Origin of the sequence: Scandinavium hiltneri, assembly GCF_024764835.1 — a bacterium.
Lineage (GTDB): Bacteria > Pseudomonadota > Gammaproteobacteria > Enterobacterales > Enterobacteriaceae > Scandinavium > Scandinavium hiltneri.
Genome location: NZ_JALIGE010000069.1, coordinates 206,434 through 220,361 on the forward strand (window position 1 = coordinate 206,434; position 13,928 = coordinate 220,361).

Sequence of the window (13,928 nt, forward strand, 5' to 3'; positions counted from 1 at the left end):
GCTTCGGCCCCTTTATGGGATATTGCTGAAAATGGCAAGTCTGCCCTGTTTCATGAAGAATAGATTAATCAGCGGATTGCCTATAATATCTCCACCGCATTATCTTCCCCCGTGGTCCCTGTGTCGGGTGAAAACGATCCGGCCACCGTTTGCCAGCACATGGAGCGGATCAACGGCATTTATGGCCTGAACCTTATCTCACACACCCTGCCTGCGCTTGCCGGAACGCTGCAAACGCGCTCCCGGGAATACCACTCCTGGGCCGCAGACGTGCCCGCCCTTGCAGGGTTGTTAAACTATCGTGTGAGTCCGTTGCCGCGTTACAGCTTTTCGAATTATACCGGCTACACCTTTGATAATATGCGTTACTACATCGATCTTGATAAGCATTATATTTACATCAACCGTCTGATCGATTCGCGAAAATACGTTTTCCAGAACTGGTTGATGTCTGACGGGAAAAATATCAGCATCGATACCGATGCTATTTCACTCGACATCGGTAAAAAAGCGCTCGCGTATTTACAACTCGGGAACAATATTGTTTCACATATTTATAAAGACAGCATTACTGGTAAAAACATTATCAGCACCCTGAACCCGGTGTTTGTATCCGGCAGAGTTGAAGGCGTACTGGTAACCGATTTTACTATTTCCGACCTGGCCACCTCATTTTATACCGCTGAACGTCCGGTTTTATGGTCCTTTTTGACGATCTACGTTGCGGATAATCGCAGCGGAAAAATCATTCAGTTCCATCAGCCGTCATGGACATCGTTCCCGATTATCAATTATCAGGCCCCCATCACACGTTACTACACGCTACATATTTGCCTTGATCTTCAGTTCTTCATTCTGAGCCAACTGTGGATGATTGTTATGTATATTCTGACCACGCTGCTGCTCTGCCAGTCCGCGCGCTATCACCTTGATCGTAACGCCTCGCTGGCCCGTGATAATGTGACAGACCCGCTGACTGGCCTGTTTAATCGCAAAATTATCAATGCACAACTGGACGAGAAAATACGTAATTTGCTGAACCGACAAATAGCCGTGACGGTTATTGCCATCGACTGCGATGGACTCAAACGTATTAACGATACGATGGGGCATCATACGGGCGATGAGGCCATTAAACTGCTCGGCAGCGCCATTGCCACTTCCCTGCGTAAAAGCGACTACGGTATTCGCCCTGGCGGTGACGAGTTCAACATTATTTTGCTGGATGCCGGGCTGGACAAAGCGCGTGAAGTTATTCAGCGTATTACCGATAAACTACAGCAAACCGATGACCGCCGGCTGGTGGAATTTTCGTGGGGTAGTTATCAGATGTTGAAACAGGACACGCTGGAAACCGCGTTTATTAAAGCAGATGAATTACTGTATGAGCATAAAGAGCAGAAATACTCGCCGCGCCGCCGCAACGTCGATTAATAGAAACGTAGACTTTTAATTTTCAATATTGGCATGCCCTCCGAATCTTTCCGAGCACGTACGCACATTTCACTCTCCATCCAGCGAAACGCCTGGCGCGGGAATAGTATGCACAGCAACTACCCGTCGACATCGTAATTAATGGTGTACATAGTACCCAATACAGGTGTACATTGTACCCGCACAAGGAGAGTGTGCTCGTGACCCATGCCATTGAGTTTATCGAAACGCCTCAGTTCACCTGGCAGATTAAAACGATCGCCACGGATGATGAGCTGAAAGAACTGCAAAGGGAACTTATCCCGTTCCCCGCCCGGGGCGATGTCATACAGCAAACCGGGGGTTTGCGAAAAATCAGCCCTCAAGAAACTGACTAAATTATTGAAAGACGAGGTGTGATATGACTTTTTTTAACGAGTTGAAAGCGTCCCTGGAAGAAGCGGTCGACATCAAAAATGGCGACAAAGCCCCCGGCCGTGTTACCTGCTATGAAATTGCCGACGTGAAAGCCATCAGAGAGCAGCTCAACGTTTCTCAAAGCGAAATGGCGAAAGCACTGGGCACCAGCCTCGATACCATTAAAAGCTGGGAAGCGAAAAGACGTAACCCGACAGGACTGGCAGCCAAAGTTCTGGCCGTGATTCAGACGGACCCTGCTTTCTTTCACGTGCTGGCGGCCCATTGATGCAAAGCCCTCCCGATTGAGAGGGCTGTGGTTTCTTTAATACCGCACGCACACTGATTTGGTTTCACACCAGCCGTCGAGCCAGTCCGGACCGAAATCACGTCCGGTACCGGACTGCTTCATCCCCCCAAACGGCAGATTCGGGTCAATCAGCGTATGACTATTGACCCACACCGTACCCGCCTGTAAGCGATCGCTGTAGCTCATGGCCTGAGAGAGATTTTGCGTCCAGACGCTTGCGGTCAGGCCGTATTCACTTTCATTTGCCAGACGCAGCGCGTCCTCGCCGTCCGCGACGCGCACCAGGTTCACCACCGGGCCAAAGACTTCTTCGCGCGTTAAACGCAGACGCGCGTCCGGGTTGACCACCAGCGTCGGTCGAACGTAATACCCGTGGCCTTCCGGTCCGGCATTACCGCTGATCAACTCAGCTCTGTTTTGCTCGGCCTCATGCAGGAACGCCGCAACTTTATCGCAGTGCGCGCGTGAGGCCAGCGGGTTAATCTGCGCGCTTTCGGACATACCCGGCCCGACGCTCAGGGATTTCACCGCTTGCTCAAAACCGGTGACAAGGGTGTCAAACAGCGGCGCTTCAATGTAAATGCGCGAGCTGGCTGCACACACCTGGCCCTGATTAAGGAAGCTGCCCATCATCAGGCCTTCAATCACCCACTGCGGATCGGCGTCTTTCAGCACAATCGCCGGGTTTTTTCCGCCCAGTTCCAGCGTGACGCGCGTCAGGCGGTCTGCCGCCGTACGGGCAATCTGTTTGCCCGTCGCTGTTGAGCCGGTAAAGCTCACTTTGGCGACATGCGGATGCGATGTCAGCGCTGAGCCACATTCGGCACCGCTGCCGGTTACCACATTAAATACGCCTTCTGGCACACCCGCTTCAGTCGCCAGCTCCGCCACGCGCAGCAGCGTCAACGGTGTGGTTTCGGACGGTTTGATAACGATAGAACAGCCTGCCGCCAGCGCGGGCATCACTTTCCACATGCCAATCATCAGCGGGAAGTTCCATGGCACAATCCCGGCCACCACGCCCACCGGCTCTTTACGCGTCCATGCCTGATAGCGCGCGCCCGCAGGCAGCGGAATAGAAACGTCCAGCGTTTGCCCGGTAATTTTGGTCGCCAGCCCGGCGGTGTAACGCATCCAGTTCAGCGTGCAGGCCACCTCAAACATACGGGAAATGTTGATCGACTTACCCTGCTCCAGCGTTTCCAGCTGCGCCAGTTCTTCCGAATGTTTTTCCACTAAATCAGCAAAACGTAGCAGGATACGTTCGCGCTCCGCGGGCATGCGCCCGGCCCAACGGCGGTCAACGAACGCACGCCAGGCGGACATTACTGCGGCATCAACATCCGCGCTGTCCGCATCTGCGGTGGTGGCGATGGCGTTGCCCGTCGCCGGGTCCCAGACGGTCAGGCGCTTGTCACTACGCGAGGCCTGTTGCTTTCCGTCAATATAGAGCCCGTGCTGGCGCGCCAGAAATTGTTGTACGCTCTCAAGCAGCGCGACCTGTGAATCAGACATATCAGCTCCTTATTACCCTTCACGGTTTTAACCAGTGTAGAAGCCGCGCGCCTTTTCCGTTTTTGTCTCTGTGTCATTCGCTTTGTCGCCTGTGACAGCCCTCGCAAACAGTGACAATAGTCATGCTGCATCCTGTCGCCAGTGATAGTTCTTTCGTATAGTCACCAGGATAAGCTTGTTTACGCAACATAAATGCAACAATGTGTTGGCACTTCAATGACCGAGGCAGGAAATGGCGCAGATGACCGGCAATGAACAGTTCCAGCAGTGGCTGGCCCAGATAAACCAGGAGTGTGGTAACTTTGCCGCTCGCCCGCTGGAAGGCGAGTTTTCGGGGCATCTGGAAACCGGCTATGCGCAAGGGCTAAAACTCAGCACCGTCACTACCGCCAACGTTAATCTCTACCGCACAAAAAATGAGATCAGTAAACAAAACGACAGCTGGTTCTACACGGTTTTTCAGCTGGAAGGCCAGGCAATCATTGAACAAAATGAACGTCAGACGGTTATCCAGCCCGGCGACATTACGCTGGTTGATGCCTCCCGCCCGTGCTCTATCATCTGGCAGCAACGCTCCCGCCAGACTTCGCTGTTGTTGCCAAGAAGCTTGCTGGAACAGCAACTGCGCGTGGGCGAAAGCCATTGCGTTCAACGTTTAGGGAAAAACTTGCCGATGGTGCAAATGAGCCATCGCCTGTTGCAGGAAAGTATGAATAACCGCGAGTTGTCCGGCAAAGAGAGCGAGGCCGCGCTGGAGGCGATTGTGTGCCTGCTACGCCCCGTGTTGCAGCAGCAAGAGGTGACACCGTCACGCCGCGACAAGCAGTTCGATAAGGTTGTGCAACTGATAGACAGCCATTTGCAGTCAGAAATGCTGCGCCCGGAATGGCTGGCCAATGAAACGGGGATGTCGGTGAGAAGTCTGTACCGGATGTTCGCCAATAAAGGCCTGGTCGTCGCGCAATACATTAAAAACCGGCGGCTGGATCTTTGCGCCAAAGCGATACGCAGCGCCGCCGATGACGAAAAGCTGGCGGGAATCGGGTTCAGCTGGGGCTTTACCGATCACAGCCATTTTTCTACCGCCTTTCGCCAGCGCTTCGGTATGTCGCCTGGCGAGTACCGTAAACGCAATCGCTGATCACTTCTTCAGCCATTTTCCGTTCAGGCCCTTCACGTATTCTCCCGGCTGCGCTCGCGCAACCAGCTTTTTCCCGGCCATCTTCGCAACTTCATCCACCGGCAAATTGTTGCTGTCTGCCAGCTGCTGATAGCTTTCGCCGCGCGCATCGTTGATTTGCTTCACCAGCGCCACCGTTTCTTTATCCTGTGCCACCGGCGCCAGATAGCCGGTCAGGGTTTCCCCGACGCGCCCCTGGGCACGAGCCTGGTCAAGCGTCAGCGCCAAAACGCTCTGGCTGATGATCCCGAGGCTCAGAACCGCCATTAACAGTAATTTTCTCATCGCTGCGGCCTCAGAATAAATCGCTGCGTGATTTCAGCAGGTTTTCGACGTCTTTATCGACCTTGATGTGGATCTCATGTTCGATTTTGACATTCATATTGATGGTTATCGGCTCCTTGGGGGCCGCAACCTCAATGCGCGGCGTACAGCCGCTGAGGCTTAACGCGGCCAGCCCGCTCAGCATGGCGATTTTCACTTTCATTATTGCTCCTTACAGTCCTTGCCTGCCCGGCAGCGTGGGTCGGGAAGGACCGCGTTTTGCTCAAGCCATGCCTGAAGATTGTCGCCAAAGCGCAAACTGCGCCAAAGATCGAACACGTTCTCTTCATGGGTATAGTTTAAATTCACGGTGCTGCTTTTGCCGTCCACCCGGCTGATGCCGGTCACAGTAGATTTCAGCGTCAGCAGGCCGAGATTATCGAGATTGATTTTGGTCCACGAACGGGAGATTTCCATATAGCGCAGCCAGTTAATGGCCACACCCGCGACCATATTATCTTCCACCACCGCATCGGCTGTGTCTTTATCAATACGCAGCGTCATCGGGCCGGGGTTGGTCAGCCAGCCGTCTTTGATTATCCATTTTTCATTGTCGAGCCACAGCGGTAGCGCCCCGCTCACCGGGCCGGACATCGTAAACTGCTTTGGATTTACCGCACTGATAAGCTCGCTGGAGGAGATATTCTGCACTCGCAGCAGCGCCGGGTCGTGCTGCGGCATCCGCAGTTGTAGCATCGAAAGCTTGCCGCCAAGAACATCGACGTTCACATCGCTGAGCATCAACGGGTTGCGTTCATCCCACGGATAACTGCCCTGCAAATCAGCCGTAAAATTGCTGGCCGTCACCTGGTTGACGATTTCACCAATGCGCAGTGACACCGGGCCGCGCGTGCCCAACTCCCAGGCACCTTCGCTGAAGCGGAACGGCAAGACAAAGTCGACACCGTTGAATTGGTTATCCGGCATCCAGGCGCTTCCGCCTTTCAGAACCCCGTGCCCACCGGCTTCAAAACCCTGTCCGGCAGCAGCGGAAAACGCCACCTGAGCGTACAGCGTGCCGTCGCGCAGATTCATTTTCCAGTCTGGGGGAACCAGCGGCTGGAATACCGTCAGCGACTGTTTCGGCCACCAGGCCTCGCCGCGCAGGCGTTCACCGTCCCAGCGTCCGTTAAGGCGGATCGGGCCAATGTCCTCCGCGTGGAGAGCGCCCTTGAACTGGAACCAGGTCGGGTCGCGCCCATCAATGCTGAATTTGAGCATCGACGGCGGTAACACGCTGCCGCCGCTGAACTGCGTTTCGCCCGCATCGAGGGAAAGTGCCCCGGTCAGCGACGGGTGCTGCTCGTTGCGGATCCAGTGAATCGGCTTATCGAGCACCAGCCGCGGCTGGCTGACATTCATGGTGCCGTACTGCAGTTTGTCGAAGCCCGTCGACAGGCTGTTAAGCACGATAGAACTGTCGCGCCATTCCCCGTCGCCTTTCATATCCCAGCGCGCCTGCATCGGCGTGAAATGTCCGTCGCCCCAGTAATGCCAGCGCCAGCTACCTTTATCGGGCAAGAAATTAGTCGCCTGGCCGTCGAGGTGCAGGACAAAATCACCCATTTCCTGCTCGTGAGCGCGCAGGATCGCCTGTAGACGCCCATCAACGCCCTGACTGCTGATATGCACGCCCGCCAACGGCCAGCGGATTTCATCAATATTCAGGGAATCTATAATACGACCACGAGAGCGCAGCAGTGAGCCAGGCGCAAAGCTGAGTTTTGGGTCGGTTAACGGGCCGCTGAGCTGGGCCGGAAGAATCGCGTACAACACCAGATCGTCGTATTTCGCTTCGCCGGTCAGCTGCAACGGCATGGCGCTGTGGTCCATACTCAACATGCCCGGCCCGATGGTCAGCACGACGTTACCCTTCCCGGCGTCCCCTTGAGTCAGCACGTTGAGCCGCCCTGAAATCTGCATCTTATCGATGCCCTGCTGCCAGTTATCAATTTTTAAGACGACGCGTCCGCTCAGTGGAACGCCATCCTGCCACGGCCAGTTCCAGCGGCCGTCGCTGATCGTCAGCCGTTCACGGGTCAGCTCCCACGGCAAATCAAGCAGTGGCTCTGTATTACCGCGCTCCATCATGACCAACTGGCCCTGATTTTCACGCCACTCAAGTTCGGCGTCTACCAGCGCGGAGGGATTTGGCACCTGGAAGGTGGTGACCGCATGGCCGCTAACGGGCAAACCGTCCGGCACCAGCGGCATGGCGAATTCGCCTACCAGTTTAATCGGGGGTTCGTCGGCCTGAATTTTTGCTTCAAAGCGGTTGACGGTCAGCTGCTGCCCTTTCAAATTGGCCTGTAAATGCACCGCATCGCCGTCGTAGGTCAGCGTTTGCATTGATGGAGTCAATGATATCGCCAGTGTTCCCTGCCATTTTTCCCAGGGCGACAGGCGTAACTGATCGATAGTCAGCCAACTGTTCGGCAGCATAGATTGCCATTCGGCAAGACTGCGCGGCGCACCAGGCGTCGGCGTGCTTTCGGGAAGCTTACTCAGGCAGGTGGAATTCATGTCGAGTTGACCCACGTGCAGCCGCCAGCGACTGGGGTGTGACAGCGTGAGATCGTGAACCTCTGCAAGTTGGCAGTTCCCCACCAGATAACGCAACTCAGGTACAAGTACCGAATTGTGGGTTAATCGGGGGCTTTTCTCTATGGCGATTCGCGTGCCGGCCGGAAGCCAGATACCGGCAAGCGTCGGCACCCAGTGCGTCAACGTCAGCAGAAGCGTCAGCGGCAGGAGGATCAGTAACAGCAGTAGCGCAATCGTGGCTTTCCAGGTACCCTTCATGGGCGGTTAACATCCTGATTCTGTGTGATTAAAAGCCGAAGTGGCGCATATTGTGGCATGTTTAGCCCACCTGTTAAAGTCACCGTCAGGTTTAAGCATAGATGGTGCATTTGCGGCCTTCCTGAAAATCCATCAAACCTCGGCCCGATATGCTCTACACTCTTTGTTATAACCTGATGATTAAACTAAATTTTAAAATTTGTATGATTATTTTAAATATGCTACCGTGACGTTAATATCACTGGAGAAAAGTCTTATGAAAATCGCAGTTTACAGCACAAAGCAGTACGATAAAAAGTACATGCTAGATGTTAATGATGCATTTGGCTTTGAACTTGAATTTTTCGACTTCCTTTTAAACGAAAAGACCGCCAAAACTGCGCACGGTTGTGAAGCCGTGTGCATTTTCGTCAATGACGACGGCAGCCGCCCGGTTCTGGAAGAGCTGAAAAAACAAGGCGTGAAGTATATCGCCCTGCGCTGTGCGGGCTTTAATAACGTCGATCTCGATGCGGCTAAAGAGCTGGGTCTGCATGTAGTTCGCGTGCCAGCCTATTCACCGGAAGCGGTCGCGGAACATGCTATCGGGCTGATGATGTCGCTGAACCGTCGTATTCACCGCGCTTATCAACGCACCCGTGATGCCAACTTCTCACTGGAAGGGCTGTGCGGTTTCACCATGCACGGTAAAACGGCGGGCGTGGTCGGTACCGGTAAAATCGGCGTCGCAACGCTGCGCATTCTGAAAGGCTTCGGCATGAAACTGCTGGCGTTCGACCCGTATCCAAGTGACGCAGCGCTGGAACTCGGTGTGGAATATGTCGACCTGCCGACACTGTTTTCACAGTCGGACGTCATTTCCCTGCACTGTCCGCTGACCCCAGAAAACTACCACCTGCTGAACCACAGCGCGTTCGAGCAGATGAAAGACGGCGTGATGGTTATCAATACCAGCCGCGGCGGGCTTATTGATTCCCAGGCCGCCATCGAAGCGTTGAAAAACCAGAAAATCGGCGCGCTGGGAATGGACGTGTATGAGAATGAACGCGATCTGTTCTTTGAAGATAAATCTAACGATGTCATTCAGGATGACGTGTTCCGCCGTCTGTCGGCCTGTCACAACGTGCTGTTCACCGGCCACCAGGCATTCCTGACCGCCGATGCGCTCACCAGCATTTCGCAGACCACGCTGGAAAACCTGCGTCAAATCGATAATGGCGAAACCACACCGAACGCGCTGGTTTAACCATTCTTGCTCCCCGGCCACGGGGAGCACTTTCAGACAATCTCCACTCCCCCCTCCGCACTAAAGTGTCATTCTGATTTTGTATTATTTATTTGGTGAATATTTAATGATCACGATTAAAATGACCGTCGCGCTGTTGGCGGCCGGAATGATGTTGGCAGGCTGTGTATCGACCAGCGATGTGACCACTCAACCGGAACAACTACAGCATCATCGTTTTGTGCTGGAAAGCGTGAATGGGACGAATGTCACCAGCCAGAAGCTGCTGGAGCTGAGTTTTGGTGAGGATATGCATATCTCCGCCAACATGTGTAACCAGTTTACCGGTGAAGGAAAGCTTTCTGACGGCGATTTGACCGTGCAAAAGCTCGCGATAACACGAATGGTGTGCACAGACCCGCAACTCAATAAGTTGGACAGTACACTCAAAACCATGTTGCGGGATGGTGTGCAGGTAGACTTGACTGAAGACCAGTTAACGCTGGCAACGTCTAATGATTCGCTGGTTTATAAGCTCGCCGACCTGATGAACTAATTAGTTAGTAGCTGGCGCAGGACCCGGTTGCAAGAGACTGCTCACTGCATCGCTTGCCGTTGGGTAATGCACACATCCCAATAGCAGAACCGTCCAGCTGACGGGCAACCGATAATGCGCCACCGACCATCGCACAGTTTGCCTGGCCTGAGTCTGACATTGCTGCCCGCATACCCGGCGTGACGTGGGCCGCCGTGGCCTGTTGTTCTGGTTCACTGCTGCATGCTGATAATAACAGTGCCGCACACCCTACCCAAAAAGCTGCTCGCATTCTCTTCTTTCCCCTGTCCAATACGGTTCGCAAAACCTGTTCATAATAGGCAGCAAGCGGCCTGCCGTCGAGAGACGAGGCGCGCATTTCGGCGTTCTGAAACATTTTCTGCCAATTTAATGCCGCCAGAATTGATCTGCACAACGTCCAAACGCCCCCAAGGACACAAAAGCAAAAATGGCTTTCCCGGTGCTTTGCTAAAATGAATACATAACTACAGGACACGTCGACGTATCACGGGTCCCTTTTTCTTGCGCAATGTAAGGGTGTCAAATGATTACAACAGACGGTAACGGCGCGTGTGCGTCCGTGGCGTTTCGCACCAGCGAAGTGATTGCCATCTACCCGATTACGCCAAGCTCGACGATGGCGGAACAGGCTGATGCCTGGGCAGGGAACGGGCTGAAAAACATCTGGGGCGACGTGCCCCGGGTGGTGGAAATGCAGTCTGAAGCGGGCGCGATTGCCGCGGTTCACGGCGCGTTACAGACCGGCGCCCTCTCCACTTCCTTTACCTCTTCTCAGGGATTGTTGTTAATGATCCCGACGCTCTACAAACTGGCCGGGCAGCTCACGCCGTTTGTGCTGCACGTCGCAGCACGTACCGTCGCAACCCACGCCCTGTCGATTTTTGGCGATCATTCGGATGTCATGGCCGTGCGCCAGACCGGCTGTGCGATGCTCAGCGCGGCTAACGTACAGGAAGCGCAGGATTTTGCGCTGATTTCACATATCGCGACCCTCAAAAGCCGGGTGCCATTCATTCATTTCTTTGATGGTTTCCGCACGTCGCATGAGATCAACAAAATTGTGCCGCTGGCCGACGACACCCTTCGCAATCTGCTGCCGCAGGCCGAAATCGACGCACACCGCAGTCGCGCACTGAACCCGGAACATCCGGTGATTCGCGGCACGTCTGCTAACCCGGATACCTGGTTCCAGTCTCGCGAAGCGACCAACCCATGGTATGACGCAGTTTACAGCCACGTTGAACAGGCGATGAATGATTTCGCCAGCGCCACCGGCCGCCAGTATAAGCCATTCGAATACTACGGCCATCCGCAGGCCGAACGCGTTATCGTGCTTATGGGCTCGGCGATTGGCACCTGCGAAGAAGTGGTTGATGAACTGCTGACCCGCGGTGAAAAAGTCGGCGTGTTGAAAGTACGTCTGTATCGGCCGTTCTCTGCCGCTCATCTGCTGGCAGAGATCCCGCAAAGCGTGAAAACGCTGGCGGTGATGGATCGCACCAAAGAGCCTGGCGCTCACGCCGAACCGCTGTATCTGGATGTCATGACCGCCCTGGCGGAAGCCTTTAACAGTGGCGAGCGCGAAACGCTGCCGCGCGTTATTGGTGGTCGCTACGGTTTGTCGTCGAAAGAATTTGGGCCTGACTGCGTGCTGGCTGTTTTTAACGAGCTGAGCGCCGCCAAACCGAAGCCGCGTTTCACCGTCGGTATTTACGACGACGTAACCAATTTGTCCCTGCCGCTGCCGGAAAACACACTTCCGTCTACCGCCAAACTCGAAGCCCTGTTTTACGGGCTGGGCAGCGACGGCAGCGTGTCGGCGACCAAGAATAATATCAAGATAATCGGCAACTCCACGCCGTGGTACGCCCAGGGCTATTTCGTGTATGACTCGAAAAAAGCAGGTGGGTTGACGGTGTCGCATCTGCGCGTTTCTGAGCAGCCGGTGCGCTCGGCGTATCTGGTGTCGCAGGCAGATTTTGTGGGATGTCACCAGCTGCAGTTCATCGACAAATATCAGATGGCCGAGCGCCTGAAGCCGGGTGGGATTTTCCTGCTCAACACGCCTTACAGCGTTGAGGAAGTGTGGTCTCGCCTGCCGCGTGAAGTTCAGGCCGTTCTGAATCAGAAGCAGGCCCGTTTTTATATCGTCAATGCGGCGAAAATCGCCCGTGAATGCGGCCTGGCGGCGCGCATCAACACCGTGATGCAAATGGCATTCTTCCAGCTGACGCAAATTCTGCCGGGCGACAGTGCGCTGATTGAACTGCAGGGCGCGATTGCCAAAAGCTACAGCAGCAAAGGCCAGGAGCTGGTCGAACGCAACTGGCAGGCGTTGGCGATGGCGCGCGAACTGCTGGCCGAAGTGGCGCTGCAGCCGGTCGATACCAACAGTCCAAATCGTCCACCGGTGGTTTCCGATGCTGCGCCTGATTTTGTTAAAACCGTGACCGCAGCGATGCTGGCCGGGCTTGGCGATGCGTTGCCGGTTTCCGCGCTGCCGCCGGACGGTACCTGGCCTGTCGGCACCACGCGCTGGGAAAAACGCAATATCGCCGAAGAAATTCCAATCTGGAAAGAAGACCTTTGTACCCAGTGTAACCACTGCGTCGCGGCCTGCCCGCATTCGGCCATTCGCGCCAAAGTGGTTTCACCAGAAGATATGGAAAACGCACCGGCGAGTCTGCATTCCCTGGACGTAAAATCCCGCGATATGCGCGGCCAGAAATATGTGCTGCAAGTCGCCCCGGAAGACTGCACCGGCTGTAACCTGTGCGTGGAAGTCTGCCCGGCGAAAGACCGTCAGGATCCGAGTATCAAAGCCATCAATATGATGTCTCGTCTGGATCACGTTGAAGAAGAGAAAGTGAATTATGACTTCTTCCTCGACCTGCCGGAAATCGACAGAACTAAACTGGAACGTATCGATATTCGTACTTCGCAGCTGATCACGCCGCTGTTTGAATACTCCGGTGCCTGCTCCGGCTGCGGTGAAACGCCGTACATCAAGCTGCTGACTCAGCTGTATGGTGACCGAATGATGATCGCCAACGCCACCGGCTGTTCGTCTATTTATGGCGGCAACCTGCCCTCAACGCCTTACACCACCGACATTAACGGTCGCGGCCCAGCATGGGCGAACTCACTGTTCGAAGACAACGCCGAATTCGGCCTGGGCTTCCGTTTATCGGTGGATCAGCACCGCCAACGCGTGATGCGCCTGCTCGAAACGTTCGCGGATAAACTACCGGCTGATCTGAACGAGGCGCTGCACGCCGAAGCCACACCGGAAGAACGCCGTGAACAGGTCGCGTCGTTACGCCAGCATTTGCAAGGTGTGGACGGCGCAACGGAACTGCTCACCGACGCTGACGCGCTGGTGGAGAAATCCATCTGGCTGATTGGTGGCGATGGCTGGGCCTACGATATCGGCTTTGGTGGTCTTGACCATGTTCTGAGCCTGACCGAAAACGTCAATATTCTGGTGCTGGATACGCAGTGTTATTCCAATACTGGCGGTCAGGCGTCGAAAGCAACGCCGCTCGGCGCAGTCACCAAATTTGGCGAGCACGGGAAGCGTAAATCGCGCAAAGATTTGGGCGTGAGCATGATGATGTACGGCCATGTCTACGTGGCGCAAATCTCGCTTGGCGCGCAGCTTAACCAGACGGTGAAAGCCATTCAGGAAGCGGAAGCGTATCCGGGACCGTCTCTTATCATTGCCTATAGCCCGTGTGAAGAACATGGTTACGATTTGGCTCTGAGCCACGATCAGATGCGTCAGCTCACCGCCACCGGTTTCTGGCCGCTGTATCGCTTTGATCCGCGTCGTGCTGACGAAGGCAAACTACCGCTGGCTCTGGATTCACGTCCACCGTCAGATGCCCTCGCCGATACGCTGATGAAAGAGCAACGCTTCCGTCGTCTGAACGCGCAACAGCCTGAGGTTGCCGAACAACTGTGGAAAGACGCCGCCGCTGATTTGCAAAAACGCTACGATTTCCTTGCGCAAATGGCAGGCAAGGCGGAAAAGTCCGCCAGTGATTAATTATCACCCACAATCCAAAAATAAATAAAAAAAAGCCCGAACATCTGTTCGGGCTTGTCATTTTAATATTGACTAATATAGAAATCACATAACGACACACAGCAACGTCTCAATTTG

11 protein-coding genes and 1 pseudogene are annotated in these 13,928 nt (G+C 54.6%); 7 read left to right on the forward strand and 5 right to left on the reverse strand.

Going from position 1 to position 13,928, the window contains the following annotated elements:
• Positions 1 to 75: 75 nt before the first annotated feature.
• The 3 genes and pseudogenes from dgcJ to nadS all read left to right on the forward strand — a co-directional run bounded on the left by dgcJ (position 76) and on the right by nadS (position 2,119).
• On the forward strand, positions 76 to 1,434 hold the full coding sequence (gene dgcJ / locus MUU47_RS05480; RefSeq protein WP_258987255.1) for a diguanylate cyclase DgcJ: 1,359 nt from the start codon (positions 76 to 78) through the stop codon (positions 1,432 to 1,434).
• 200 nt (positions 1,435 to 1,634) lie between these two features.
• Positions 1,635 to 1,790 (forward strand): annotated as a pseudogene (locus MUU47_RS05485) (type II toxin-antitoxin system RelE/ParE family toxin); the annotation flags it as partial.
• A gap of 44 nt (positions 1,791 to 1,834) precedes the next feature.
• On the forward strand, positions 1,835 to 2,119 hold the full coding sequence (nadS, locus tag MUU47_RS05490) for a NadS family protein (protein WP_258987173.1): 285 nt from the start codon (positions 1,835 to 1,837) through the stop codon (positions 2,117 to 2,119).
• Positions 2,120 to 2,155: 36 nt separating this feature from the next.
• Here the strand turns inward: nadS and MUU47_RS05495 are convergent, their stop codons facing one another.
• Positions 2,156 to 3,655, reverse strand: coding sequence for an aldehyde dehydrogenase family protein (locus tag MUU47_RS05495; protein ID WP_258987174.1), 1,500 nt, complete (start codon positions 3,653 to 3,655; stop codon positions 2,156 to 2,158).
• Positions 3,656 to 3,887: 232 nt separating this feature from the next.
• On the opposite strand from MUU47_RS05495, the gene feaR reads away from it, so the two are divergent.
• On the forward strand, positions 3,888 to 4,796 hold the full coding sequence (gene feaR / locus MUU47_RS05500; RefSeq protein WP_258987175.1) for a transcriptional regulator FeaR: 909 nt from the start codon (positions 3,888 to 3,890) through the stop codon (positions 4,794 to 4,796).
• On the opposite strand, the gene MUU47_RS05505 is transcribed toward feaR, so the two are convergent.
• The 3 genes from MUU47_RS05505 to MUU47_RS05515 are packed head-to-tail and all read right to left on the reverse strand — an operon-like array spanning position 4,797 to position 7,961.
• A complete protein-coding gene (locus tag MUU47_RS05505; protein WP_258987177.1) occupies positions 4,797 to 5,120 on the reverse strand; it encodes a YdbL family probable chaperone protein in 324 nt (107 codons plus the stop codon).
• 10 nt (positions 5,121 to 5,130) lie between these two features.
• Positions 5,131 to 5,322 (reverse strand): YnbE family lipoprotein, encoded by a 192-nt coding sequence (locus MUU47_RS05510; RefSeq protein ID WP_110508046.1) that lies wholly within the window; start codon positions 5,320 to 5,322, stop codon positions 5,131 to 5,133.
• The gene (locus MUU47_RS05515) at positions 5,322 to 7,961 is read right to left on the reverse strand and encodes a YdbH family protein (RefSeq protein WP_258987179.1); all 2,640 of its coding nucleotides are present in this window, start codon (positions 7,959 to 7,961) and stop codon (positions 5,322 to 5,324) included. The genes MUU47_RS05510 and MUU47_RS05515 overlap by 1 nt, the downstream gene beginning before the upstream one ends.
• A gap of 256 nt (positions 7,962 to 8,217) precedes the next feature.
• On the opposite strand from MUU47_RS05515, the gene MUU47_RS05520 reads away from it, so the two are divergent.
• The gene (locus tag MUU47_RS05520; protein WP_258987182.1) at positions 8,218 to 9,207 is read left to right on the forward strand and encodes a 2-hydroxyacid dehydrogenase; all 990 of its coding nucleotides are present in this window, start codon (positions 8,218 to 8,220) and stop codon (positions 9,205 to 9,207) included.
• Between the two features lie 115 nt (positions 9,208 to 9,322).
• Positions 9,323 to 9,742: a heat shock protein HslJ gene (hslJ, locus tag MUU47_RS05525; RefSeq protein WP_258987257.1), complete on the forward strand. Its 420-nt coding sequence runs from the start codon at positions 9,323 to 9,325 to the stop codon at positions 9,740 to 9,742.
• 4 nt (positions 9,743 to 9,746) lie between these two features.
• Here the strand turns inward: hslJ and MUU47_RS05530 are convergent, their stop codons facing one another.
• Positions 9,747 to 10,013, reverse strand: coding sequence for a putative hemolysin (locus MUU47_RS05530; RefSeq protein ID WP_159758936.1), 267 nt, complete (start codon positions 10,011 to 10,013; stop codon positions 9,747 to 9,749).
• Between the two features lie 273 nt (positions 10,014 to 10,286).
• On the opposite strand from MUU47_RS05530, the gene nifJ reads away from it, so the two are divergent.
• A complete protein-coding gene (gene nifJ, locus MUU47_RS05535; RefSeq protein ID WP_258987183.1) occupies positions 10,287 to 13,811 on the forward strand; it encodes a pyruvate:ferredoxin (flavodoxin) oxidoreductase in 3,525 nt (1,174 codons plus the stop codon).
• Positions 13,812 to 13,928: the final 117 nt, after the last annotated feature.

Coding starts and splice junctions, on each gene's coding strand:
- nadS (WP_258987173.1), top strand. CDS start 1,835: ATGACTTTTTTTAACGAGTTGAAAGCGTCCCTGGAAGAAGCGGTCGAC.
- MUU47_RS05495 (WP_258987174.1), bottom strand. CDS start 3,655: ATGTCTGATTCACAGGTCGCGCTGCTTGAGAGCGTACAACAATTTCTG.
- feaR (WP_258987175.1), top strand. CDS start 3,888: ATGGCGCAGATGACCGGCAATGAACAGTTCCAGCAGTGGCTGGCCCAG.
- MUU47_RS05505 (WP_258987177.1), bottom strand. CDS start 5,120: ATGAGAAAATTACTGTTAATGGCGGTTCTGAGCCTCGGGATCATCAGC.
- MUU47_RS05510 (WP_110508046.1), bottom strand. CDS start 5,322: ATGAAAGTGAAAATCGCCATGCTGAGCGGGCTGGCCGCGTTAAGCCTC.
- MUU47_RS05515 (WP_258987179.1), bottom strand. CDS start 7,961: ATGAAGGGTACCTGGAAAGCCACGATTGCGCTACTGCTGTTACTGATC.
- MUU47_RS05520 (WP_258987182.1), top strand. CDS start 8,218: ATGAAAATCGCAGTTTACAGCACAAAGCAGTACGATAAAAAGTACATG.
- MUU47_RS05530 (WP_159758936.1), bottom strand. CDS start 10,013: ATGCGAGCAGCTTTTTGGGTAGGGTGTGCGGCACTGTTATTATCAGCA.
- nifJ (WP_258987183.1), top strand. CDS start 10,287: ATGATTACAACAGACGGTAACGGCGCGTGTGCGTCCGTGGCGTTTCGC.